General features: G+C 59.5%; 23 protein-coding genes, 1 tRNA gene and 1 riboswitch. Of the genes, 12 read left to right on the top strand and 12 right to left on the bottom strand.

Going from position 1 to position 22670, the window contains the following annotated elements:
• The first annotated feature begins 37 nt into the window (after positions 1-37).
• The 4 genes from KUW67_RS09850 (at position 38) to KUW67_RS09835 (ending at position 3331) form a co-directional block, all read left to right on the top strand.
• The gene (locus KUW67_RS09850; protein WP_224825114.1) at positions 38-1513 is read left to right on the top strand and encodes an AMP nucleosidase; all 1476 of its coding nucleotides are present in this window, start codon (positions 38-40) and stop codon (positions 1511-1513) included.
• Positions 1514-1643: 130 nt separating this feature from the next.
• A complete protein-coding gene (locus KUW67_RS09845; protein WP_224825113.1) occupies positions 1644-1931 on the top strand; it encodes an HU family DNA-binding protein in 288 nt (95 codons plus the stop codon).
• Between the two features lie 64 nt (positions 1932-1995).
• The gene (locus tag KUW67_RS09840) at positions 1996-2871 is read left to right on the top strand and encodes a DMT family transporter (protein WP_224825112.1); all 876 of its coding nucleotides are present in this window, start codon (positions 1996-1998) and stop codon (positions 2869-2871) included.
• A 58-nt stretch (positions 2872-2929) separates the two neighbouring features.
• Complete coding sequence (locus KUW67_RS09835; protein WP_224825111.1) at positions 2930-3331, top strand: thioredoxin family protein; 402 nt, start codon at positions 2930-2932, stop codon at positions 3329-3331.
• Here the strand turns inward: KUW67_RS09835 and aroC are convergent.
• Positions 3328-4428 (bottom strand): chorismate synthase, encoded by a 1101-nt coding sequence (gene aroC, locus KUW67_RS09830; protein WP_224825110.1) that lies wholly within the window; start codon positions 4426-4428, stop codon positions 3328-3330. The genes KUW67_RS09835 and aroC overlap by 4 nt on opposite strands.
• Before the next feature lie 74 nt (positions 4429-4502).
• Positions 4503-4602: riboswitch (TPP riboswitch) on the top strand.
• A gap of 36 nt (positions 4603-4638) precedes the next feature.
• On the opposite strand from aroC, the gene KUW67_RS09825 reads away from it, so the two are divergent.
• The 3 genes from KUW67_RS09825 to KUW67_RS09815 are packed head-to-tail and all read left to right on the top strand — an operon-like array spanning position 4639 to position 7842.
• The gene (locus tag KUW67_RS09825) at positions 4639-5622 is read left to right on the top strand and encodes a thiamine ABC transporter substrate binding subunit (RefSeq protein WP_224825109.1); all 984 of its coding nucleotides are present in this window, start codon (positions 4639-4641) and stop codon (positions 5620-5622) included.
• The gene (locus KUW67_RS09820; protein WP_224825108.1) at positions 5598-7163 is read left to right on the top strand and encodes a thiamine/thiamine pyrophosphate ABC transporter permease ThiP; all 1566 of its coding nucleotides are present in this window, start codon (positions 5598-5600) and stop codon (positions 7161-7163) included. Before KUW67_RS09825 ends, KUW67_RS09820 begins: the two co-directional genes overlap by 25 nt.
• Entirely contained in the window at positions 7150-7842 is a 693-nt protein-coding gene (locus KUW67_RS09815) for an ATP-binding cassette domain-containing protein (RefSeq protein ID WP_224825107.1), read from the top strand. The genes KUW67_RS09820 and KUW67_RS09815 overlap by 14 nt, the downstream gene beginning before the upstream one ends.
• Before the next feature lie 48 nt (positions 7843-7890).
• On the opposite strand, the gene KUW67_RS09810 is transcribed toward KUW67_RS09815, so the two are convergent.
• From KUW67_RS09810 to petA, 3 genes are read right to left on the bottom strand one after another with little or no spacing between them, the layout of a single operon-like run.
• Positions 7891-8697, bottom strand: a complete 807-nt coding sequence (locus KUW67_RS09810; RefSeq protein ID WP_224825106.1) for a cytochrome c1 — start codon at positions 8695-8697, stop codon at positions 7891-7893.
• Between the two features lie 13 nt (positions 8698-8710).
• Positions 8711-10060 carry a cytochrome b N-terminal domain-containing protein gene (locus tag KUW67_RS09805; RefSeq protein ID WP_224825105.1) on the bottom strand — a complete coding sequence of 450 codons (1350 nt, stop codon included), beginning with the start codon at positions 10058-10060 and terminating at the stop codon, positions 8711-8713.
• Between the two features lie 14 nt (positions 10061-10074).
• Positions 10075-10635: a ubiquinol-cytochrome c reductase iron-sulfur subunit gene (gene petA, locus KUW67_RS09800; RefSeq protein ID WP_224825104.1), complete on the bottom strand. Its 561-nt coding sequence runs from the start codon at positions 10633-10635 to the stop codon at positions 10075-10077.
• 251 nt (positions 10636-10886) lie between these two features.
• On the opposite strand from petA, the gene KUW67_RS09795 reads away from it, so the two are divergent.
• Both KUW67_RS09795 and KUW67_RS09790 read left to right on the top strand, forming a co-directional pair.
• Positions 10887-11531 carry an outer membrane beta-barrel protein gene (locus KUW67_RS09795; protein WP_224825103.1) on the top strand — a complete coding sequence of 215 codons (645 nt, stop codon included), beginning with the start codon at positions 10887-10889 and terminating at the stop codon, positions 11529-11531.
• 156 nt (positions 11532-11687) lie between these two features.
• Positions 11688-13265, top strand: coding sequence for an alkaline phosphatase (locus KUW67_RS09790; protein WP_224825102.1), 1578 nt, complete (start codon positions 11688-11690; stop codon positions 13263-13265).
• A gap of 108 nt (positions 13266-13373) precedes the next feature.
• On the opposite strand, the gene KUW67_RS09785 is transcribed toward KUW67_RS09790, so the two are convergent.
• The 7 genes from KUW67_RS09785 to dapF all read right to left on the bottom strand — a co-directional run bounded on the left by KUW67_RS09785 (position 13374) and on the right by dapF (position 18479).
• The gene (locus tag KUW67_RS09785) at positions 13374-14153 is read right to left on the bottom strand and encodes an SDR family oxidoreductase (protein WP_224825101.1); all 780 of its coding nucleotides are present in this window, start codon (positions 14151-14153) and stop codon (positions 13374-13376) included.
• A 102-nt stretch (positions 14154-14255) separates the two neighbouring features.
• A complete protein-coding gene (locus KUW67_RS09780; RefSeq protein ID WP_224825100.1) occupies positions 14256-14858 on the bottom strand; it encodes a glutathione S-transferase in 603 nt (200 codons plus the stop codon).
• 3 nt (positions 14859-14861) lie between these two features.
• On the bottom strand, positions 14862-15140 hold the full coding sequence (locus KUW67_RS09775; protein WP_224825099.1) for a hypothetical protein: 279 nt from the start codon (positions 15138-15140) through the stop codon (positions 14862-14864).
• Positions 15141-15185: 45 nt separating this feature from the next.
• Positions 15186-15797, bottom strand: coding sequence for an FMN-binding negative transcriptional regulator (locus KUW67_RS09770; RefSeq protein ID WP_224825098.1), 612 nt, complete (start codon positions 15795-15797; stop codon positions 15186-15188).
• Between the two features lie 3 nt (positions 15798-15800).
• The gene (locus KUW67_RS09765) at positions 15801-16421 is read right to left on the bottom strand and encodes a glutathione S-transferase (protein ID WP_224825097.1); all 621 of its coding nucleotides are present in this window, start codon (positions 16419-16421) and stop codon (positions 15801-15803) included.
• On the bottom strand, positions 16418-17680 hold the full coding sequence (gene mtaB / locus KUW67_RS09760; protein WP_224825096.1) for a tRNA (N(6)-L-threonylcarbamoyladenosine(37)-C(2))-methylthiotransferase MtaB: 1263 nt from the start codon (positions 17678-17680) through the stop codon (positions 16418-16420). Before mtaB ends, KUW67_RS09765 begins: the two co-directional genes overlap by 4 nt.
• Before the next feature lies 1 nt (position 17681).
• The gene (dapF, locus tag KUW67_RS09755; RefSeq protein ID WP_370634944.1) at positions 17682-18479 is read right to left on the bottom strand and encodes a diaminopimelate epimerase; all 798 of its coding nucleotides are present in this window, start codon (positions 18477-18479) and stop codon (positions 17682-17684) included.
• Positions 18480-18611: 132 nt separating this feature from the next.
• Here dapF and KUW67_RS09750 point away from each other — a divergent pair.
• From KUW67_RS09750 to KUW67_RS09740, 3 genes are all read left to right on the top strand, one after another.
• A tRNA-Lys gene (locus KUW67_RS09750) sits at positions 18612-18687 on the top strand.
• A gap of 161 nt (positions 18688-18848) precedes the next feature.
• Positions 18849-19631 (top strand): mannosyl-3-phosphoglycerate phosphatase, encoded by a 783-nt coding sequence (locus tag KUW67_RS09745; RefSeq protein ID WP_224825094.1) that lies wholly within the window; start codon positions 18849-18851, stop codon positions 19629-19631.
• A gap of 12 nt (positions 19632-19643) precedes the next feature.
• Complete coding sequence (locus KUW67_RS09740; protein ID WP_224825093.1) at positions 19644-20864, top strand: glycosyl transferase; 1221 nt, start codon at positions 19644-19646, stop codon at positions 20862-20864.
• Here the strand turns inward: KUW67_RS09740 and KUW67_RS09735 are convergent.
• Positions 20858-22621, bottom strand: coding sequence for a sugar phosphorylase (locus KUW67_RS09735; RefSeq protein WP_224825092.1), 1764 nt, complete (start codon positions 22619-22621; stop codon positions 20858-20860). The genes KUW67_RS09740 and KUW67_RS09735 overlap by 7 nt on opposite strands.
• Positions 22622-22670: the final 49 nt, after the last annotated feature.

Genomic DNA, 22670 nt, shown 5'->3' with positions numbered 1-22670 from the left:
GCGGTTGAGTGCAGGTTTGCGCGAAAGGGAGCCATCCGTGACACCAGCGATCACCATACAGACACCACCGCATCAAGAACATACCTCTTTCACCGATGCGAGCGCCGCCGTTGAGAGGCTGATTGCGCTTTACAAAGACGCGACCTTGTTTCTGCAAGGACAATTTGCCGAGGCGTTGGCGGGCAACACGCCCCAGGGTCGCATCCGCGCTTTTTACCCGGAGATCAGAATTTCAACGACGACCTTCGCGCAGGTGGACAGTCGCTTGTCCTTTGGTCATGTCGCGCAGCCCGGTGAATACGCAACGACGATCACCCGGCCTGATCTTTTCGAGAATTACCTCAAGCAGCAGATCGGACTTTTGTTGCACAATCATAAGGTGGCGATCCTGATCGGGCCATCTGCGACGCCCATTCCGATTCACTTCGCGGTGGCGGGCGACGCGGCGTTGAATGTGCCGCAAGACGGTGTGCTGAGCTTTACCATGCGCGATGTGTTCGATGTGCCGGATCTGAGCACGACGAATGATGACATCGTGAACGGGACCGAGTTTCGCTATGATGATGGTGCGCATCCCTTGGCGGCGTTCACGGCGCAGCGGATTGATTATTCGCTTGCTCGATTGGCGCATTACACAGCCACGGCGGCGGAGCATTTTCAGAACCACATCCTGTTCACGAACTATCAGTTCTATGTCGAAGAGTTCGAAGGCTTTGCGCGCAAGATGCTGGACGATCCCGACAGCGGCTACACGTCGTTTGTCGGCCCTGGAAATGTGGAGATCGCCGAAGGCGGGGCGGATCTGCCGATCCCTGCGAAACTGCCTCAGATGCCGACCTATCATTTGAAACGAGAGGGGCAGGGGGGGATCACGCTGGTCAATATCGGGGTCGGGCCGTCGAACGCGAAAACCGCAACGGATCATATCGCGGTTCTGCGGCCCCATGCGTGGTTGATGGTGGGGCATTGTGCGGGGCTTCGGAACAGCCAAAGCCTTGGGGATTTCGTGCTGGCCCATGCCTATCTGCGCGAGGATCATGTGCTGGATGATGACCTGCCCGTCTGGGTGCCGATCCCGGCGCTGGCCGAGATTCAGATCGCGCTGGAACAGGCGGTGGCGCAGGTCACGCAGCTTGAAGGGTTCGAGCTGAAGCGGATCATGCGCACGGGCACCGTGGCGACCATCGACAACCGCAACTGGGAGCTGCGCGATCAATCCGGTCCGGTGCACCGGCTGTCCCAAAGCCGCGCTGTCGCGCTCGATATGGAAAGTGCAACGATTGCGGCGAACGGGTTTCGGTTCCGGGTGCCGTATGGGACGCTTTTATGTGTCTCGGACAAACCGCTGCACGGGGAATTGAAGCTGCCAGGCATGGCCTCGGACTTCTATAAAACGCAGGTTTCGCGCCATTTGATGATTGGAATCCGCGCGATGGAACAGCTGCGCGAAATGCCCCTGGAACGCATCCATTCGCGGAAATTGCGCAGTTTCGAGGAAACGGCCTTCCTCTGAGCCGTCAAAAACGCACAAAATGCGCTATTTTATGAGGAAATGTGCACCTAAGCGTTGTGTGCACCCCCAAGATACGGTTTAGTAACTGCGATAACGCCCTATAAAATGGGCAATCGTGAGGAGACATACGATGGCTAAACCGATGACAAAGACCCAGCTTGTGGCCGCACTGGCAGAAGACATGGGCACTGACAAAAAAGCAGCAAATGCCGCTCTCGAAGCGATCACGGGTCTGATCACCCGCGAGGTTTCCGGTGGTGGTGCTGTGACGCTTCCGGGCGTTGGCAAGATTTATTGCCGCGAGCGTCCCGAGCGTATGGTCCGCAACCCCGCCACGGGCGAGCAGATCAAGAAAGACGCCGACAAGGTTGTCAAAATGACGATCGCCAAAGCGCTGAAAGACAGCGTGAACGGCTGATCTTGACGTTTGATCAAGGTTAACGGAAGGGTCGCTTTGGCGGCCCTTTTTGTTTGGAGAGACGATGGATCTGCGCGCGATATTCATGGGGCTGGCCTTTGCGCTGATGTGGTCATCCGCGTTCACCTCGGCGCGGATCATTGTGGCCAGCGCGCCGCCCTTGATGGCGCTGTCTTTGCGGTTCCTCATTTCAGGGCTGATCGCGGTCGTGATTGCGCGGGCGCTGGGGCAAAGCTGGCGGCTGTCGCGCGCACAATGGCGCGCGACGATCCTGTTCGGAATATGCCAAAATGCGCTGTATTTGGGTCTGAATTTCGTCGCGATGCAAACGGTGGAGGCGTCGTTGGCGGCGATCATCGCCTCCACGATGCCGTTGCTGGTGGCTTTGGCCGGGTGGCTTGTCTTTTCAGAAAAAGTGCGCCCCCTTGGGGTTGCCGGGTTGGTCGCGGGCGTCATCGGCGTTGCGCTGATAATGGGCGCACGGATGCAAGGCGGGGTCGATCTTTTTGGCGTCCTGCTTTGCGGGATCGGCGTGGTATCGTTGACTGTTGCGACGCTGGCGGTGCGCGGCGCATCGTCGGGCGGGAATGTCTTGATGATCGTGGGGTTGCAGATGCTGATCGGATCGGTTGCGCTGGCGATCCTGGCTTTGGCGCTGGAAGAGCCGGTGTTTACCCCAAGCTGGACGCTTTTGGCCGCGTTCGTCTACACGACGCTTGTGCCGGGCCTCGCTGCGACGGTGGTCTGGTTCTTGCTGGTAGGTCGGATCGGCGCGGTGAAAGCGGCGACGTTCCACTTTTTGAACCCCTTCTTTGGGGTGGCGATTGCGGCGCTTTTACTGGGCGAGAAGCTGGGGCCGATGGACATTGTCGGCGTCGCGATCATCGCGGGCGGTATTCTGGCGGTGCAGCTTTCCAAACAGCACAAAGTTGAGGCATGACAAGCGGCTCAGTTTTGGGCATTTTATGCAATAACAGGGTCTAGGGGGCAGACTGAAGATGCGGGTTTTGGTAGGTGTTTTGGCGGTGATGGCGGGCGTCGCGCAGGCGGGCGCGCCAGAGCCGATTGAGTATATTCCCGGCCTGAAGAAAGAGCGCTTTGACAATGGCGAAACGCTTTTGGTCAAGTTTCAGACGGCGTGGAGCCCGACGAGCGCCCGTCAGGAAGAAATCCTGACCGAGATTATGACCGAAGACCCGAGCTATGGGCAAAAGCTGACCTTTGTGACCGTGGATTACGACACATATGGCAAATCGCGGATGGCCGAGCGGTTGCGTGTAACGCGCCATGGCACGTTGTTGATTATGCGCGGCGGCAAGGTGGTCGAGCGTCTGGAGGCCAGCATCGACAAACGCGAATTGAAAGCGTTTCTTGAGACAGTGGATTCGACCCTAAACTAGCCGATCTTGCCTCTGTTCTCGCCAATCTGACCACGGTGCAGAAGTAGGTGATCCAGGATCACGCAGGCCATCATCGCTTCGCCCACAGGAACCGCGCGAATGCCGACGCAGGGGTCATGACGGCCTTTCGTGATAATCTGTGTATCTTCACCGGATTTGGTGATCGTCTTGCGCGTCGTCAGGATCGACGAGGTTGGTTTGACTGCAAAGCGCACGACAACGTCTTGCCCGGTGGAGATGCCGCCAAGGATGCCGCCGGAGTGGTTAGAGCTGTATTCGGGGCAGTCGGGGCCCATCGTGATTTCATCCGCGTTCAGCTCGCCGGTCAGCATCGCAGCGGACATGCCTTCACCTATTTCGACACCTTTGACGGCGTTGATGGACATCATCGCGGCGGCTAAATCAGTGTCTAACTTGGCGTAAATCGGTGCACCAAGGCCTGCGGGGACGCCGCGCGCGGTGACCTCGATGATCGCGCCAACGCTGGAGCCGGATTTGCGCAGACCGTCGAGATAATCGGCCCACTCGGTCGCGGCTTGCGCATCCGGGGTCCAGAACGGGTTCTCTGTGATCTGATCCCAATCGAAACGGTTCCGGTCGATCTGATGTGGCCCCATCTGGGTCATGTAGCCGGTGATTTGCAGATCGGGGGCGAGCATTTTGATCGCTTCGCGGGCTAACCCGCCAGCCGCCACGCGGGCTGCGGTTTCGCGGGCAGAGGAGCGCCCGCCGCCGCGATAATCGCGGATACCGTATTTTTGCCAATAGGTGATATCGGCATGACCGGGGCGAAACTTCTCGGCGATATCGCCGTAATCCTTGGAGCGTTGATCGGTGTTCTCGATCATCAAATGCACCGGCGTTCCGGTCGTCTGCCCTTCGAACACGCCAGACAGGATCTTCACTGCGTCGGCCTCCCGCCGCTGGGTCGTGAACTTGTTCTGACCGGGTTTGCGCTTGTCGAGCCAGTGCTGGATCATCTCTTCGGAGATCGGCACGCCCGGAGGGCAGCCATCGACGATTGCGCCCAAGGCAGGCCCGTGGCTTTCGCCCCAGGTTGTGACCCGAAACAGATGTCCGAAACTGTTCATGCTCATGTGCCGCACTCCTTTGCCGGATCGGTCTAGCGGGGGAAATCGGCTTGCACAAGTTTGGACCGCGCCCTACCGTCTGCGCTACCTCGGGGGGCCATTCTGGCTGAGATGCAATTCTGCGGACCCGTTGAACCTGAACCGGTTAAGACCGGCGGAGGGAAGGTGTTTGGATATCCTCCACCCTGACCCCGTCCGGCGCATATGGAGGATGATATGAACCATCTCACACTTGCCGCGGGACTTATGCTGAGCGCTACAAATGCGCTTGCAGAGACACCTGCTCTCACTGTCTACGCGCCTGATTACTTTGGATCGGAATGGGGCCCAGGCCCTGCAATAGAGACTGCTTTTGAAGCTGAATGCGCCTGTGATCTGCAGTTTGTCACGGGCGATCTGATGCCGCGGATCATGCTGGAAGGCGCGCGCATCAAAGCGGATGTGGTGATCGGGTTGAACACAGATGTGACCAAGCAGGCGCGTGAAACTGGTTTGTTTGCTCCGCATGGGCAGGACACCAGCGCGCTGACGATGCCGATCGAATGGACGGACGAGATTTTTATGCCGTTCAACTGGGGCTATTCGGGGTTTGTCTATGACAACACCAAGATCACCAACCCGCCCAGTAGTTTCGATGCGCTGGTGAACTCGGACGAGGATTGGAAGATCGTCATTCAGGACCCGCGCTCGTCCTTTTCAGGTCTGGCGCTGCTGCTGTGGGTGAAATCGGTTTACGGCGACGACGCGCAGTTGGCGTGGGAGAAGCTGGCTCCGAAAATTCTGACGGTGACGGCGGGCTGGTCGGAAGCCTACGGGATGTTCACCGATGGCGAGGCGGATATGGTGTTTTCCTACACCACGTCGCCCGCCTATCACATCATGGCCGAGGAAGACCTGACGAAATCCGCGGCAATTTTCGAGGAAGGTCACTATTTGACCGCAGAACTGGTGGGCAAGATTGCGGGCACGGATCAACCGGAGCTGGCGGATCAGTTCATGTCTTTCATCCTGACGGATGGGTTTCAGATGATCATTCCTGAAGGTAACTGGAGCTACCCGGCGAAGCTCGATTTCGAGAAGTTGCCAGAGACGTTCCAGACCTTGCCGACCCCCCCCAAGGCGCTGCTCTATTCCGAGGAAGAAGCCGCAGCCTTGCGCGATCCGGCGGTTGAAGAATGGCTGTCCGCGCTGGGACGCTAAGCATCTGGGCCGGAGCGGTTTCGGCCGCTCTAGTTCTGGCGCTGACCCTTGGAACGCTGGGTGCGGTCGTCTGGCGGGCTGACGGGTTTGGGGCGTTGGGGCCACGCGACTGGGGCTATGTGTGGTTCACAGTGTGGCAGGCGGCGGCGTCAGCGGCGATTTCTGTTGCATTGGCGATCCCGGTGGCGCGTGCTTTGGCGCGGCGGCAGTTCTGGGGGCGCAGTGCGCTAATCACGGTTCTGGGTGCGCCGTTTATCTTGCCAACCATCGTTGCGATCCTTGGCCTTTTGGCGGTGTTCGGGCGGACGGGTGTCGTCTCAGAAGTGCTGAGTTGGGCTGGGTTAGAGCCTATTTCGATCTTTGGCGTCCATGGCATCCTGCTGGCGCATGTGTTCTTTAACTTGCCATTTGCGACGCGGTTGATTCTGCAAGGCTGGCTGGCCATCCCGGCAGAGCGGTTTCGGCTGGCCGCATCGCTTGGCTTCACAGTGTCAGATGTCGCGCGCGTGCTCGAGCGCCCCATGCTGCGCGATGTAGTGCCAGGGGTTTTTCTGGTGATTTTCCTGATCTGCACGACGAGTTTTGCGGTGGCGCTTGCGCTGGGCGGGGGACCTCAGGCAACCACGGTCGAGCTGGCGATCTATCAGGCGTTTCGGTTTGACTTTGACCTGTCGAAAGCGGCGCTGCTGGGACTGGTGCAGGTGATGATCTGCGTTGTCGCGGGGGCTTTGGTTTTCAAAGTGCGCTTGCCGTCGACCAGCGGGGTCGGATTGGACCGCGTGGTGCGACGGTGGGAGGCGGACGGGCTGGGCCTGCGCGTCTTGGACGCCCTGTGCATCGGGCTGGCAGCAGTGTTCCTTTTAGGACCGCTGAGCATGATCGTGATTGAGGGGATCGGCGGTGTATTCAGCTTGCCGGGATCGGTGCTGGAGGCGGCGTGGAGCTCAATCTGGGTGACGGTGGTCTCGACCGCGCTGTGCATGGCTTTGGCCCTGTCGATGGCGCTGGCGGTGAGCCGGTTGTCAGCGGGGGCGGGCGCTTTGGTGGAAGGGATCGGGTCCCTGACAATCGCCGCGTCGCCCTTGGTGATGGGCACCGGGCTTTTCGTGATGATCTTTCCGTTTGCGGACCCTACAGCGCTGAGCTTACCCGTTACTGCGGTGGTGAACGCGGCGATGGCCTTGCCTTTTGCGTTGCGCGCGTTGGTGCCTGCGGTGCGGGATTTGCAGGCGGGCTATGGCAATTTGAGCGCGTCACTGGGGATCAGCGGCTTTACATGGTTGCGCTGGGTGGCGGTGCCGCGTTTGCGGCGACCTTTGGGCTTCGGCGCAGGGCTGGCGGCGGCGTTGTCGATGGGCGATCTGGGGGTGATTGCGCTGTTCAGCAACCCGGACGTGGAAACGTTGCCGCTGGCGCTCTTCCGGCTGATGGGGGCCTACCGGTTGGAGCAGGCGGCAGCGGCGGCGCTGGTGCTGGTGACGCTGAGCCTTGCCGCTTTCTGGATTTGCGACCGTGGAGGACGCGTTGATGTTGACGTTTGAGAACATGCGTGTCGATTTGGGCGACTTCACGATGGAAGGCACGTTTGAGGTCGCCAAGGGCGCGCGTGTGGCGGTGATGGGGCCGTCGGGCGCGGGGAAATCGACGCTGCTCAATGTGATTGCCGGTTTTCAGGACGCGACGGGGCGGCTGATGTGGAACGGGCAGGAGATCGGCCCGCTACCCCCGGCTGAGCGGCCGGTGAGCATGGTCTTTCAGGACAATAACCTCTTTCCGCATCTGACGGCGTTTCAGAATGTGGGTCTGGGGATTTCGCCAAAGTTGAAACTGAACGAGGCTGACGCCACGCGCGTGCGGGAGGCGTTGCAGCGTGTGGGGCTTGAAGGTCTTGAGGATCGCAAGCCAGCGGCGCTTTCAGGGGGGCAGCAAAGCCGTGTGGCTGTGGCGCGGATGCTTCTGAGGGAAAAGCCCCTTGTGCTGCTGGATGAGCCTTTCGCGGCGCTGGGGCCTGCTATGCGGATCGAGATGCTGGGGCTGGTGCGTGATTTGGTGGCAGAGACGGGGGCGACCTTGCTGATGATCACCCATGATCCCGACGATGCGCGCCTGATTGCGGATCAGTGCATTCTGGTGGCGGATGGTCGTGTCGAAGCGCCGGTCGAAATGGAGACGTTCCTGAGCGATCCCCCTGAGGCGATGCGCGCCTATCTGGGAACATGAAAAAGGGCGCCGCATGGGGCGCCCTTTTTGATTGGATATGTGGGTAGCTTACTCGGCCGGTTGACCTTGACCCTTGGCGCGGGCCTTGATCGGCGCCCAGAGACGCTTGTTGGTCAGATAGAGCAGCACAGACAGGACCGTCAGGAACATAACGGCGATAAAGCCGGTCTGCTTGCGGGCCATCATCTTGGGCTCTGCCGTCCACATCAGGAAGGCGGCCACGTCTTGCGACACGGATTCGATATCCGTGGGTGAGCCGTCGGCATATTCCACGTCATCACCGTAAAGCGGCGGTGCCATGGAAATCCAGCCACCCGGGAACGCGATGTTCTCGTAGAGGATGGTGCCGGCTTCTTCTTTCTCTTCACCGGTATATCCGGCGAGCAGGGTTGCGATGTATTCCGCGCCACCCATGCCTTTGAAGAGCTGGTTCAGGCCCGAGCCATAAGGGCCGTGGAAGCCAGCGCGCGCCTTGGCCATCAAGCTAAGGTCAGGTGCGTTTTCCAGACCGGACTCGGGGAACTTGTCGTTCGGCGTCGCGGTGCGGAAATCGTCAATCGCAGGGTCGAAGACTTCCCAGAACTCGGCATAGGCCGCGACCTGATCGTCGGGCAGGTTGGGCCCGCCTTCGTCACCCAGCGTGCGGATGGCGACGAATTTCAGACCGTGACAGGCCGAGCAAACCTCGGTGTAGACCTGCAGACCGCGTTGCAGCTGCATCTCGTCATAGGTGCCGAAAGGCCCCTCGAACGAGAAGTCGTAGTCGTAAACCTCGCCTGCACCGCCTGCCGCGAAGGCTGCGCCGGCCGTGAGGCCGAGCGCGGTGGCGATCCCAAGAGTGAGTTTCTTAAACATGAGTAGTCCTTTCTCACTCAGCCGGCGTCGCGACGGTTGCACCGTCTTTGCCGCCTTTGCTTTTCGCAACTTTGGCGTTGAAGTCATCTTCGATGGTTGCCGGTTGCGGCAGCGGCTTCTCAATCACACCCAGAAGCGGCAGGATCACCAGGAAATAGGCGAACCAGTAGGTCGAGGCCACCAGCGCGATATAGGGGTAGATGCCTTCTGCTGGCATCGCGCCCACCCACATCAGGACGAAGAAGTCGACGACCAAGACCCAGAACCAGATCTTGAACATCGGGCGATAGCGACCCGAGCGGACCGACGAGGTGTCGAGCCACGGAGCCAGTGCCAGCACGACGATCGCGCCGAACATGGCGACCACGCCGAAGAACTTCGCATCCACGATGCCGAAGGTGATCCAGTCAACCGCGATCACAAGCCAGACTTCGCCGTCGAACGCACGCAGGATCGCGTAGAAGGGCAAGAAGTACCATTCGGGCACGATATGTGCAGGCGTCGCCAGCGGGTTGGCTTCGATGTAGTTGTCGGGGTGACCCAGATAGTTGGGCATGAAGCCGACAATCGCGAAGAAGACAGCCATGATGATGGCCAATGCGAACAGGTCCTTGATCACGAAGTAGGGCCAGAACGGGAGCGTATCACGCTCGGCTTCTTCTTTGCTGGTGCGGCGTACTTCGACACCGGTCGGGTTGTTGTTGCCTGTGGTGTGGAAGGCCCAGATGTGCACGATAACCAGACCGGCAATCACGAAGGGCAGCAGGTAGTGCAGCGAGAAGAAGCGGTTCAGCGCGGGCTGACCGACAGCCGTTGCACCCAGCAGCCATGTCTGCAGCGCGTCACCCACGAAAGGCACAGCACCAAAGAGGCCGGTGATCACGGCTGTGCCGTGGAACGACATCTGACCCCAGGGCAGAACGTAGCCCATGAAGGCGGTGCCCATCATCATCAGATAGATCAGCATGCCGATGATCCATGTCACCTCACGCGGGGCCTTGTAGGAGCCGTAGTAGAGCCCACGGAAGATGTGGGCATAAACGGCGACAAAGAACAGCGAAGCACCGTTCATGTGCAGGTAGCGGATCATTGCACCACCATTCACGTCGCGCATGATATGCTCGACCGAGGCAAAGGCCATGTCGACATGCGGCGTGTAGTGCATGACAAGAATGACGCCGGTGACGATCTGCAAAACAAGGCAGAAGGTCAGCACGATGCCCCAGATCCACATCCAGTTCAGGTTCTTGGGTGTGGGGATCATGATAGTGTCATACAGCAGACCGATCACCGGCAGGCGACGGTCCATCCATTTTTCAAAGCCAGACTTCGGCTCGTAGTGGTCGTGAGGAATTCCAGACATTCGCTCTTTCTCCCTTAACCGAGTTGGATTGTTGTTTCGTCGACAAACGCAGAGGTCGGCACCGGAAGGTTCTCAGGTGCGGGACCGCGGCGAATACGCCCGGACGTATCATAGTGCGAGCCGTGGCAGGGGCAGAACCAGCCGCCAAAGTCGCCAGCATCGCCCAGCGGAACGCAGCCCAAGTGGGTGCAAACGCCCATCTGAACCAGCCATTCACCGGCCTCGTCCAGGGCACGGTTTTCGTCGGTTGCGGGGGCGGCGTCTTCGCCATTGGCGTTGCGCGCGATGGGATCAGGCAACTCGTCCATGCTCACTTCGCGGGCGGCGGTGATCTCTTCTTCGGTGCGGCGGCGGATGAAAACCGGCTTGCCTTGCCAAAGAACGGTCAACTGCGTGCCGGGTTCGATTGTGGAGACATCGACCGGGATCGAGGCCTGCGCCAGAACGTCTGCACTGGGGTTCATTTGATTAACAAGCGGCCAGATGGCGGCGCCTGCTGTCACGGCGCCTGCACCCGCTGTCGCGTAATACAGGAAATCTCGCCGGGTTCCTTCGTGGTCTTCAGCATGGGACACGAGGTGTACTCCCTTTCGTCAATCGCTGGTCTTGCTCAACTTGCTACGGGCCACACGCGTGATGCAGCCTTCAACGGCGCTAATTAGAGCGCGGGGGTAGAGTCGTCCAGCGGTCATAGGCGCGCAGAGCAGATTTGTTGCAGTTTGACGCAGGCAAAAGTCACAATTCAGGCATTTGCTGCGCTGCCGCATTGAATTAGGGCCTGTGGAAAAGTATTATATATAGAGCACTCTTGCTGAGGACCTCTGACGTGAAATCCCTTCTTCTATCGACTGTCATGCTGACCGGATTGGCAGGCTTCGCAGCCGCCGAAACCGAGTTGAGCTTTTATACCGGCATTCAAACTGCGCCGCATGGATCAATCGACGGCGATGACGACGGTGCTGACTTCGATTTTGATGTGGAATGGGAAGGGCGCTCGGGCGAGGCCCCTCCTTATTATGGATTTCGATATACCCGCTGGCAGGACGAAAACTGGGGCTGGGGTGTCGAGCTGAACCACGCCAAGGTGTATGCTGATGACGATACACTGGATGACAACGGCTTTGATAATCTGGAACTCACCGATGGTCTGAACCTGCTCACGGTTAACGGCATGTATCGTTGGCAGAACGAGGCGAGCCGCTGGACGCCCTATGTGGGGGCAGGCGCGGGCTTTGCGATCCCCCATGTGGATGTGAAAATCGGTGACAATCGGACATTCGGTTATCAGCTGACAGGCTTGGCGGTCGTGGCGATGGCGGGTGTGAGCTATGATATCAACGACACCTGGGCCGTTTTCGGCGAGTATAAAGGCAGCTTTTCGTCCAACACGGCTGAATTGGACGGAGGTGGTGAGCTGAGCACGGATATCATCACCAATGCGGTCAATCTGGGTGTCACCTACAAGTGGTGACGTAGCATTGCGGTGCGCGGCCTTTCGGGTACTGCTTTCTCGGCAAGAGCCCGCCGACGTCATAATAGTTTGGCTTTATCGATACACAGGCTCAAAATAACTGACACATCGCGGTTCTATCCATAACGGGTTTTCGCCTTTTCCATGGAGCCCGATATGCCACACAGACCGTCCCACATGCCCCCGCTGTCTCGCCGCCAGACCCTGATCGGTGGATCCGCGCTTGCCGTATCTCTTGCGATGCCGTCTATCAGCCGCGCCGCCAGCCGTCCGATGTTTACCCATGGGGTGCAATCAGGGGATGTCGATCTGAATTCGGGTATGATCTGGACGCGCGTTGATCGCCCGGCTCAGATCATGATGGAGGTCTCGACCACCGAAAGTTTTGCCGATGCGCGCAAACTGGCGCCGCTTTACGCTGATCCCACGGGGGACTTTGCGGTAAAGCGTCTGGTTGATGGCCTGCCCTCGGATCAGACGATTTTCTATCGCTTCACGGCAGCTGATCTGAGCGATGTGAATGTCGTCTCGGAACCGATCATCGGGCAGTTCAAGACAGCCCCTGCCGCGCGCCGCAATATTCGGTTCGCGTGGTCTGGTGACACCGCTGGACAGGGATGGGGCATTGATGCTGACGGCATGCGCACCTACGCCACGATGGCCCAGCACCGGCCCGATTTCTTTATCCATTCGGGCGATACGGTCTATGCCGACGGCCCGATGGAGGATGAAGTCGAGCTGGCGGATGGCAGTCTTTGGAAAAACGCGGTGCTGCCTGACGAAAAGCGCAAAGTGGCCGAGAGCCTTGATGAGTTCCGCGCGCAGTGGAAATACAACATGCTTGACGATCATGTCCGCGAGATGAACGCGCTGGTTCCGGTGATGATGCAATGGGATGACCACGAGGTGGTCAACAACTGGTCTGCGGCCAAAGACCTGACCAATGATGATCGCTATACCGAAAAATCGGTGCCGCTGCTGACCGCGCGTGCGGCGCGCGCGTTTCACGAAATGGCGCCCATTCGCTTTACACCGGCAGAGCCGGGGCGCGTCTATCGCAAAATCAATTACGGCCCCCTGCTGGATGTGTTCTTTCTTGATCTGCGGTCCTATCGCGGCCCGAATGACGCCGAAATGACAACGGAGCTGACCGAGGAGACGCGGGTTCTGGGCGCCGAACAGATGGCATGGCTCAAGCGGGAGTTGGCGCAATCGACGGCAACATGGAAGGTCATCGCAAGCGACCAGCCTTTGGGTCTGATCGTCTGGGACAATTTCCGCGAACAGTCCGGGTCCGAAGGCGTGGCTGATGGCGTGAGCGATGTTCCCATGGGCCGCGAGGTCGAGATTGCGGACCTGCTGCGGTTCATCAAGACCGGTGATATCCGCAACACCGTCTGGTTCACTGCGGATGTGCATTACACAGCGGCGCATCACTACAGCCCGGAGCGCGCGCAGTTTCAGGACTTCAACCCGTTCTGGGAGTTTGTTTCTGGCCCGCTGCATGCGGGCAGCTTCGGCCCGAACGCGTTGGACGCCACGTTCGGACCAGAGGTGCGTTTTGTCAAAGCGCCGCCCGAGGGTCAGGTGAACCTGCCGCCCAGCGCCGGTCTGCAGTTCTTTGGCCTCGTCGATATCGATGGGGACACGCAGCAGATGACAGTGCGTCTAATGGATCGTGCGGATACCGAGCTTTACTCGGTCACGATTGATCCGGAAGGCATCGCGCTTTAGAGCGGCGTCTGTAAAATCTGCAACGCAGATTTTACGCTGTTGGTTGGTATGTAACGCGGCACCTGTCTTGAAATCCAAAAAGCTGATTCAGATTTTTTGGATTTCGCTTTAGCCGGGTGAGGCGGCAGAGCCGGCCAGAAGGCCACCATCAATGGTCAGCTCTGCCCCGGTCATATAGGCCGCCTCGTCACTGGCGAGCATGACAGCCAAGGCGGCGACCTCTTCGGGGTCGCCGAACCGTTTCAGCGGGGTTTCGGCCACCAGCGCCTCCATCCGGGTGGCGCGATCCGGGCCGTCGCCCAGCATGGGCTCCCACATGGGGGTGAGCACGGCGGCTGGGAAGATCGCATTGCAGCGAATGTTGAGCCCGTGTTGTGCGCAGTAAAGCGCGACGGTTTTCGTGTGGTTGCGGATCGCAGCTTTGGAGGATGCATAGGCGGCCGCCCCCGGAATGCCGACAAGACCTGACCGGGACGAGATGTTGATAATCGCGCCTGCTTTTGCCGCGCGCATCGCCCGGATCGCCGTGCGGCAGCCCAGAAAGGTGCCATCGAGATTGGTCGCATGGACAGCGTGCCAATCCTTCAGGCTGGCGTTTTCGGGGTCATGGGGCTTTGCGCAGTCCTCGAACCCGGTGATGCCTGCGTTGTTGACCAGCACGTCGAAGGCGGGGTGCGCCTCACAGAGCGCGGCCCAATCGTCTTCGGAGCGGACATCGAGCGGCAGCCAGTTAGCGCCAAGGCGCTGGGCGGTTGCAGGACCGTCGCTGTCATAAAGGTCGGTCAGAATGACATGGGCACCTTCGGTGATGAAGGCTTCGGCGATAGCGGCACCGATACCGCGGGCGGCGCCTGTGATGACACAGGTCTTGTTGGAGAGTCGGGGCATGTGGTCCTCGATAGAAATAGCGTCAGGGCCGCTTGAGGCGGCGCAATGTCAGAAAACGGGGGAAGTCCGATTACCGGTGACGCTTGATCATCGTAGGGGTCCTTACTCGGGTTGTGTAGCGAGCATAGAGGGGCGCGCCGCGAATGTCTCGTGCCAAGTGGCGAGCGCGTCCCGACCTTGTCGCCAGTTGCGCCCCTCATGGCGGAAATCCAGATAAGACAGGGCGCAGGCCATGGCAATATGCGCCATGTCGAGACGGCTGGAGAGGTGGCTCATCCAGCGGGTATTCACGGCGTCCAATGCGCGGTCGACCTTGGCCCATTGGCCTTCGATCCAGTCATGGGACTGTTGAGCCGGGTCCTTGAAGCGCGCCTCGTAGACGATCAGCACGGCGGCATCCATCATGGCATCGGCGGTGGCTTCCAGTGTCAACGTCTCCCACAGGCGAGAGGCGGGATAGAGGTTCGCGCCCGCGCGGTCATCGAGAAAACGGCAGATCACGCGGCTGTCGTAGAGCGCGGGGCCGTCATCGCGGATCAGGGCGGGGATCTTACCGGTGGGATTTACGGCGACAAGCTCTGGATCGGGACCGACGGGGGAGGCGGTGACGTGCACCATCTCAATGTCGTCCAACTGGTCGGTTTCATGCAGCAAAACGCGCACTTTGCGCACAAAGGGCGATGGCCCGGCATGAAGCAGTTTCATCGCTTAAACTTTCTTGAACTTGATGCGAGTAAGCGCGGTTGCGTCAATCTCGACCCCTGGACCGGTCGTGCCAAGGCGGATCGTGCGCTTGAAACGGGCATGACCGTTGATCTGCTCGTCGTTCTTGCCAAGAGACATGCCTTCGGTGACATCGTCCATCGCATCCTCGGCCCGCTGATCGCGGGGCGTCGTGGGCAGGTTGCGCGTTACGGCATAGGTCGCGAGGGCAACGGCTCCGTAGCGGATCGCGAGGCCAGCGATAGGGGCGATGGGTAGGGGCATGACGTCTCCTCTGGTCTATAATGTAGGAGGCGCAGCGCCGGGCGTCTAGTCTTGCGGCGGATCGCGCATGAGAGTGGCGAGCGTCGTCAGCTCACTGCCGAGACCGGTCTCAAGCTGGTTGGCGGCGTCGATGCGGACCTGATCGGGTTTGTTCTGCCCCAGTTTGAAGGTGCTTTGAATGTCGCTGATGTGGAACCGGAACGGCAGGATTTGTCGCATCATCTTCTCCATCACACCGTCGCTCATCTTGCTGGTGAGCCAAGGGGCTTTGTCGAGGCGATCCTCATAGGCGGCGGTTTGGCGGTCGAGCAAGTCGTGCATATCGACGTCCGAAGGCTCTAATGTGCCGCGCAGATGCACGGCGATGTAGTTCCACGTGGGCACCTGATCGGGGACGTTATACCAATCGGGAGAGATATAGGCATCGGGCCCGGAGACAGCGATTACCGCAGGAATAGGGTCTGTTATCCGCGCAATCGGGTTGGATCGGACGAGGTGTAGTTCGGCCATATCGGCGGCATCGTTCAGCAGGAACGGGATATAGCTGATGAGGGGACCATCGTCGCCATTGATGCAGAGCTGGCCAAAGGCGCGGTCGCGGATGAAGGCGAGTGCGTGGGTCAGATCGGTCCGGCGAAAGGACGGGTTGGGATGCATGGGTTACTCCGGCCAGTAGGTCGCGGGGTCACCTGAGCTCCATTTCGGATACTTGTCCATGATTGCATTGTATCGTTCAGACGCCAGAAATGTATCGAGCCAGTGGCGTAATGCAGGCCAGTCTTGGGCGTCGAACCACGTGCGATCTGTGTTCGCGAACTGGCGGATGAATGTGATTGTCGCCATATCGGCAAGGGTCGCGTGATCACCCATCAGCCAGCGGGTCTTTTGCAGGTTTTTGTCCAAGTTGCGCAAGATTAGAGCCGCTTTCTCGCGCTCTTCCTCTGCGTCGGAGCCGTAGCGCGTGTCGTATTTGTAGCGATCCAGCGCGGTTTTGAAGGGGCCGTTGATGGTGGCGATGATCTGGTGGCCTTCGTCCGGCATATCGAGCCAGCCTTCGGGGTCATTTCGCTGCAGCGCCCAAATCATGATGTCGAGGCTTTCTTCGATCACTTGGTCGCCTGTGACAAGAACAGGAACGGTTCCTTTGGGGGAGGTCTCAAGAAACTCGGGCGCTTTATCGCGCAGGACAATCTCGCGGAGTTCAACTTGGATACCAGCGACGAGCAGGGCCAACCGCGCGCGCATGGCGTAGGGGCAGCGGCGGAAAGAATAGAGGATCATTGGGCCAGCAGCTGCGTGCCGTCATCCCCGATGATTTTGGCGGTGACGATCTGGCTTTCCGCCTGTTTAGTCTCGAATTTCACTTCGGTGAACTGCTCGGTCCGGCCCATTTGGGCGTTCTCCATCAGGATGTGATGGGTCTTGCCGTACTGCGCGCGCAGATGCTTGGCGACCTGTTTGGCCCCGGCCGCACGGAGGCGCTTGGCGCGGTCTTTGATGATGGTGCCATTCACGGGCGGGATCTTTGCAGCGGGCGTGCCTTCGCGCGCACTGTACGGGAAGACGTGGAGCCAGGTCAGATCGCATTCGTCCACCAGCTTGAGGGAGTTGGCGAACATCGCTTCCGTTTCGGTCGGGAACCCCGCGATGATATCAGCCCCAAAAGTCATATCGGGGCGCAGCTTGCGGGCATCTTCGCAGAAGCGGATCGCGTCATCCCGCAAATGGCGGCGCTTCATCCGCTTGAGAATCATATCGTCGCCCGCCTGTAGGCTCAGGTGCAGGTGGGGCATCAGGCGCGGCTCAGACGCGATGGCTTCCATCAGGGCCGGGTCGACTTCGATGCTGTCGATCGAGCTGATCCGAAGGCGGCGCAAATCGGGGACCAGCTTGAGGATGCGCATAACCAGATCGCCCAGCTTCGGCTGCATCGGCAGGTCAGCACCCCACGAGGTCAGGTCGACGCCGGTCAGAACGACTTCGTTATAGCCGCGATCCACGAGGCGCTTGATCTGATCGACCACGACGCCCGCCGCGACGGACCTCGAATTGCCGCGACCGTAGGGGATGATGCAGAACGTGCAGCGGTGATCGCAGCCGTTCTGCACCTGCACATAGGCGCGCGACCGGGTGCCGAAACCGTCGATTAGATGGCCAGCGGTTTCGGTCACGGACATGATGTCGTCGACCTGCACAGGCTCCACATCGCCCAGGAAATCAGCGGCCAGGCCCTGCCACGTGTCGGCCTGCATCTTCTCGGTATTGCCGATGACGGCATCGACTTCGGCCATGTTAGAGAAGGTTTTCGGCTCTGTCTGGGCGGCACAGCCTGTCACGATCAGGCGCGCATTCGGGTTTTCGCGGCGCAGCTTGCGGATTTCCTGACGGGCCTTGCGGACGGCCTCGGCTGTCACGGCGCAGGTGTTGACGATCACGGCGTCGCTCAGGCCAGCCGTATCGGCAAGCTCCTTCATCGCCTCGGTCTCATAGGCGTTCAGGCGACAGCCGAGGGTCGAGAATATGGGCGCTTTGCGGTCCATGTCAGAGCGAGCTCAGAAAGGCGTCGGTCAGCACGCCGTCAAAGACGTGCATCGTGGGGCCGGTCATCCAGACGCCATCTTCGCGCTGCTCAATGATGAGCCAGCCGCCATCCACCTCCATCCGGACACGCGCATCGGTTAGGCCGCGCGCATGGGCGGCGACAAGGGTGGCGCAAGCGCCGGAGCCGCAGGCGAGCGTGATGCCGGTGCCGCGCTCCCAGACGCGCATACGGATATCATCGCGGGCGCGGATCTGGGCGAACTCGACATTCGTGCGCTCGGGGAAAAGCGAGTGATGTTCGATCTGGGGGCCAAGAGTGTCGACGGGGGCTGCCTCGGCGTCGTCTACGAAGAATACGCAATGGGGGTTGCCCATGCCGACGGCCATCGGGTCGCCTTCGATGGGTAGATGGGTGGGGTCGATGTCCTCGGCCAGCGGAATCTCGTCCCATACCAATTGCGGCTGGCCCATGTTCACTGAAATCATCGTCCGGTCGCGGGAGGCTTCCAGCAGACCGCGTGGGGTGGTGAGTGTCAGGTGATCAGACCCGGTCTCGCTTAAGATAAATTCAGACACGCAGCGGGTTGCGTTACCACAGGCGGCGGCCTTGGAGCCATCGCTGTTCCAGAACCGCAACCCGATATCGGTCGAATCGTGATCTGTAATCTCGGCCAACTGATCGAAGCCCACGCCGTGGTGCCGATCCCCCAAAGCGGCGGCCAGCTCACGCGTCATCAACGGCTCGCGCCCACGCGAGTCGATCACAACGAAATCGTTGCCAAGGCCGTGCATCTTCATAAAACGCAGGCCTGTCTGGGGAGTCGGTCCATCCATGCTGCGCGATATAGACCCAGCGCGGCTTTTTTGAAAGGGAGGGCTGCGTTTAAGGGGTTGACCGCGTGGGGGGGCTTTTCTAGATAGGCGCTTCGTGGGCCCTTAGCTCAGTTGGTAGAGCAACTGACTTTTAATCAGTGGGTCGCAGGTTCGAATCCTGCAGGGCTCACCACTTCTTTTTTATCGTGACAACTCGTGATGTTTGGCCGTTACGGCCATTTGCCGGGTTTGACTGTGCGCGGCGGCTTTAAAGCGTGCCAGCTCAGACCTGACAGGTGCACTCCATTCGGATTTCGGGTTGCAGCCCATAGGAGCACTCTGGATAGTGAGCATATGGATAAAGGTGCCGCTCTTATTGTTTTTTCGGACCTTGATGGCACGCTTCTGGATCACGATACCTATGATTGGCAGCCTGCACGGCCTGCCTTGGATGCGCTGGAACGGCAAGGCGCGTTGCTTGTGCTGTCCAGCAGCAAGACCGCGTCCGAGATGCGGGTTTTGCAAGATGCATTCGGGCTGCAGGGTGCACCCGCAATTGTCGAAAACGGGGCGGGTGTCATTGGCCTGCCGGAATCGTCCAGGAGCGTGGCGGAGTATGACGAAATTCGCGCGGCCTTGGGTGCAGTGCCCGGCCCGTTGCGCGAGCTCTATCGCGGGTTTGGCGACTTGACGGCCGAGGAGGTCGCCGAGGTCACGGGCCTTCCCCTTGAGGGTGCGGTCAGAGCGAAAGAGCGCCATTTTTCAGAACCGGGTTTGTGGTCGGGGGAGGACACCGAACAGCAGGCCTTTCTGGCAGAGCTTAACGCCCATGGCGTTTATGGCCGCTTTGGTGGGCGTTTTCTGACATTGTCGAAAGGGCGCACCAAGGCGGATGCGATGGCCGATGTCATCTCCGCCTACCGCCCTGACCATACCATTGCGTTAGGGGACGCCCCGAACGATATCGAAATGCTGGAGGCGGCGGATCATGGCGTGATCGTCGCGAACCCGCATAGTCCGGATTTGCCACCCTTGAAAGGCGAGCATGCCGGACGCATCATGCGAACGACCTTGCCGGGGCCGATGGGCTGGTCTGAGGCTGTTCTTACGCTGCTTACAAAACTCACGCCCAGATAGGACACGGACTTTATGGTCGACTTTCACCAAAGCGGAAACATCGCGACGCTACATGATTTGCGGACCCGTTCGCTTCAGGAAATGACCTACGAGTTGGAGACGTTTGCCCAGACGCGGAAGATGTCTCTGATCCTGCCGTGCCTCTATTCCGAGCTTGAGACAGACGCGATGCCGCGCATTCTGTCCGAGCTGTCGAAGGTCACCTATCTGCACCGGATCATCATCGGTTTGGACCGTGCCAATGAGGAGGAGTTTCGCCACGCGCGTCAATTCTTCAAAGGGCTGAACCAGAACCATATCGTGATCTGGAATGACAGTCCGCGAATGCTTGAGTTGGGGCAACGGCTGGACGCGATGGGGCTGGCCCCGTCTGAGCAGGGCAAGGGCAAAAACGTCTGGTCCTCGCTGGGCTATCTGATCGGCTGCGAAGACAGTGCGGTGATGGCGATCCATGATTGTGATATTCTGACCTACACCAACGATATGCTGGCCAAGCTGATTTATCCGGTGGCGAACCCGACATTCCCCTATCAGTTGGCCAAGGGCTATTACTCGCGGATCGGGGGCGGCAAGCTGAACGGGCGTGTCACCCGGCTGTTGGTCAGCCCCTTGTTGATTGCGCTGAAGAAGGTGATCGGAGATCGCGATTACCTCGATTACTTGCGCAGCTTCCGCTACCCGCTGTCGGGCGAAATGGCGATGCGCACCAATATTCTGCCGGACCTGCGGATTCCATCGGATTGGGGGCTGGAGATCGGTCTACTGTCAGAGGCGTGGCGCAACCTTGCGCCGCGCTCCGTCTGTCAGGTGGAGATCGCGGATGCTTATGATCACAAGCATCAGACGCTCAGCCCCGAGGATGCCAATGCCGGACTGAACCGGATGTCTACGGATATCTGCAAGGCGATTTTCCGCAAGCTCGCCGCCGATGGCACGATCTTTACGCACAACACGTTTCGCACGCTGAAGGCCACGTATTACCGCAGCGCGCTGGACCTGCTGGAGGCCTATCACAGCGACGCGCAGATGAACGGGCTGGCGCTGGACCGGCATTCGGAAGAGGTCTCGATCGAGCTGTTTGCCGAAGCCATTATGCGGGCGGGGCAGACCTTTTTGGACAATCCACACGAGACGCCGTTTATTCCGACTTGGAGCCGTGTGCATGCGGCCGACCCCCGCTTTGTCCGCGATCTGCAGGCAGCGGCGATGGCTGATGCGGAGGAGTTTCAGTAACTCAGATTGGTGATCCAGCGGCACTGATACGGCGCTAAAACGATCTCGTCTGCGATGGTGTCATCGGGGGCGAGAACGTCGCTCCAGTTCTCGTCGGCGATCAAATTGAGGGTGGCTGCGGGCAGCGTGACCGTCTCGGCGCTGACATTGTGCAGGGCGAAAATGGATTGCTTGCGATCAAGGCTCTGTCGCCACAGGCCGAACACACGGCTATCGGTTGTCTGCAACGTGAATTGCGTGGCGTTCGGGTGAAAGGCGATTTGCTTGCGGCGGATTTTCAACCGGTCGCGCATCGCATTCAGAACAACCGAATGCTGGCTTTGCGGGTCGGCCAGATGCTCTTGCAGCAGATCGTAATTCCAACGATGCCGATTGATGGCCCGGTTCATCCCGCGCTTTTCGACGCTGTCGTGATCGTTTGGTGTGGCCAGCAGGGAATGGATATAGAAGGCAGGCACCCCTTCCAGCGACATGACGATCATCTGAGAGCAAAGGAACCGCGCGATATGATGGTCGTCTGGCCCGTCAAAGGGTTCGCTGAGCGCGTCGAAATAGGTGGTGTTCAACTCGTATGGTGCTTCGTCGCCACTCGGCAGCGTGCGCATGGACACACGGCCACCAACCTTGGTCACGGTTTCGATCATCGCGGCTTGATCTTCGGGTGATAAAAGCCCCTCGGCCGGGCGCATCCCGATGCCGTCATGGCTGGACGTGAAGTTCAGATAAGCGCACCCCAGCGGGGCTGGTGGCATCGTGCGTTGCCACTCCACCAGATGCGTGGCAGAGCCGGAGAGCAGCGCATGCAGGATCAGCGGTGGCAGGGGGAAATTGTAGATGACATGAGCTTCGTCCTGCTTGCCGAAATAGCTGAGGTTTTCGGCCTTGGGGACGTTGGTTTCCGTCAGCAGAATGATCGGCTCCACCGCGAAATCACATAGCATGCGGATCAGTTTCACGATCTCATGTGTTTGCGGCATATGGATCGACGAGGTGCCAGGTTCTTTCCACAAAAACGCCACCGCATCGAGGCGGATGATCTGCACGCCATTATCTACATGCAGACGGATGATCCGCAGGAATTCCAGCAGCACTTCGGGGTTTCGGAAATCCAGATCAATCTGGTCATGGCTGAACGTGCACCAGACATGGCGCGGGCCGTCGGCGGTTTCGACCTCTTGCAGAAGCGGTGTGGTCCGAGGGCGCACGACCGCGCTGAGGTCATCATTCGGGTCGCCTTCAAAGAAGAACCTGTCATAGGGAGCCTGGCGTTGGCGATAGGCGTTGAACCACTGGCCTTGGCTGGACACATGGTTCAGCACCAGATCGGACATCAATTTGAAATCACTCGCGATGCGCCCCACGTCGGTCCAGTCCCCCAGCTGGGGGTTCACGCTGGTATAGTCCGATACGGCAAAGCCATCGTCAGAGGTGAAGGGAAAGAACGGCAGGATATGCACGCCGTTCAGCACGCCTTTCAACTGCGCGCCCAGGAAATGGTGCAACAGGTCGAGCGGCTTATGCTTGCCGTCGATCAGCGAGTTTCCATAGGTGATCAGCAGCGCGTCTTCCTGCGACCAGAGCGCATTGCCCGCTTTTCGGGCGCGTTTGCGGCGCATCGTGCCATCGGGCCAGAAGGCTTCAACGATCTTGCTGGCGAGGATATCGGGATTTATATCCGGGTAAATCAGCGCAATGCGCGCAGAAAGCGCACGGCTGAGGCTCGCAAGTGGCGCGTCGGAGGAATTCTGGAACGTCATTTCGCTAAACAAGCATACAAGCGTCCGCAGAAACAGGTATTACCGTGTG

This window comes from Cognatishimia sp. MH4019, from assembly GCF_020177595.1.
Taxonomy (GTDB): domain Bacteria; phylum Pseudomonadota; class Alphaproteobacteria; order Rhodobacterales; family Rhodobacteraceae; genus JAHTBL01.
This window is presented reverse-complemented; position numbering and strand designations above follow the sequence as displayed.

What these genes read in the sequence shown, in the direction of transcription:
- KUW67_RS09845 (WP_224825113.1), top strand. Translation starts at nt 1,644, where the DNA reads ATGGCTAAACCGATGACAAAGACCCAGCTTGTGGCCGCACTGGCAGAA.
- KUW67_RS09840 (WP_224825112.1), top strand. Translation starts at nt 1,996, where the DNA reads ATGGATCTGCGCGCGATATTCATGGGGCTGGCCTTTGCGCTGATGTGG.
- KUW67_RS09835 (WP_224825111.1), top strand. Translation starts at nt 2,930, where the DNA reads ATGCGGGTTTTGGTAGGTGTTTTGGCGGTGATGGCGGGCGTCGCGCAG.
- aroC (WP_224825110.1), bottom strand. Translation starts at nt 4,428, where the DNA reads ATGAGCATGAACAGTTTCGGACATCTGTTTCGGGTCACAACCTGGGGC.
- KUW67_RS09825 (WP_224825109.1), top strand. Translation starts at nt 4,639, where the DNA reads ATGAACCATCTCACACTTGCCGCGGGACTTATGCTGAGCGCTACAAAT.
- KUW67_RS09820 (WP_224825108.1), top strand. Translation starts at nt 5,598, where the DNA reads ATGGCTGTCCGCGCTGGGACGCTAAGCATCTGGGCCGGAGCGGTTTCG.
- KUW67_RS09815 (WP_224825107.1), top strand. Translation starts at nt 7,150, where the DNA reads ATGTTGACGTTTGAGAACATGCGTGTCGATTTGGGCGACTTCACGATG.
- KUW67_RS09810 (WP_224825106.1), bottom strand. Translation starts at nt 8,697, where the DNA reads ATGTTTAAGAAACTCACTCTTGGGATCGCCACCGCGCTCGGCCTCACG.
- KUW67_RS09805 (WP_224825105.1), bottom strand. Translation starts at nt 10,060, where the DNA reads ATGTCTGGAATTCCTCACGACCACTACGAGCCGAAGTCTGGCTTTGAA.
- KUW67_RS09790 (WP_224825102.1), top strand. Translation starts at nt 11,688, where the DNA reads ATGCCACACAGACCGTCCCACATGCCCCCGCTGTCTCGCCGCCAGACC.
- KUW67_RS09785 (WP_224825101.1), bottom strand. Translation starts at nt 14,153, where the DNA reads ATGCCCCGACTCTCCAACAAGACCTGTGTCATCACAGGCGCCGCCCGC.
- KUW67_RS09780 (WP_224825100.1), bottom strand. Translation starts at nt 14,858, where the DNA reads ATGAAACTGCTTCATGCCGGGCCATCGCCCTTTGTGCGCAAAGTGCGC.
- KUW67_RS09775 (WP_224825099.1), bottom strand. Translation starts at nt 15,140, where the DNA reads ATGCCCCTACCCATCGCCCCTATCGCTGGCCTCGCGATCCGCTACGGA.
- KUW67_RS09770 (WP_224825098.1), bottom strand. Translation starts at nt 15,797, where the DNA reads ATGCATCCCAACCCGTCCTTTCGCCGGACCGATCTGACCCACGCACTC.
- KUW67_RS09765 (WP_224825097.1), bottom strand. Translation starts at nt 16,421, where the DNA reads ATGATCCTCTATTCTTTCCGCCGCTGCCCCTACGCCATGCGCGCGCGG.
- mtaB (WP_224825096.1), bottom strand. Translation starts at nt 17,680, where the DNA reads ATGGACCGCAAAGCGCCCATATTCTCGACCCTCGGCTGTCGCCTGAAC.
- dapF (WP_370634944.1), bottom strand. Translation starts at nt 18,479, where the DNA reads ATGAAGATGCACGGCCTTGGCAACGATTTCGTTGTGATCGACTCGCGT.
- KUW67_RS09745 (WP_224825094.1), top strand. Translation starts at nt 18,849, where the DNA reads ATGGATAAAGGTGCCGCTCTTATTGTTTTTTCGGACCTTGATGGCACG.
- KUW67_RS09740 (WP_224825093.1), top strand. Translation starts at nt 19,644, where the DNA reads ATGGTCGACTTTCACCAAAGCGGAAACATCGCGACGCTACATGATTTG.
- KUW67_RS09735 (WP_224825092.1), bottom strand. Translation starts at nt 22,621, where the DNA reads ATGACGTTCCAGAATTCCTCCGACGCGCCACTTGCGAGCCTCAGCCGT.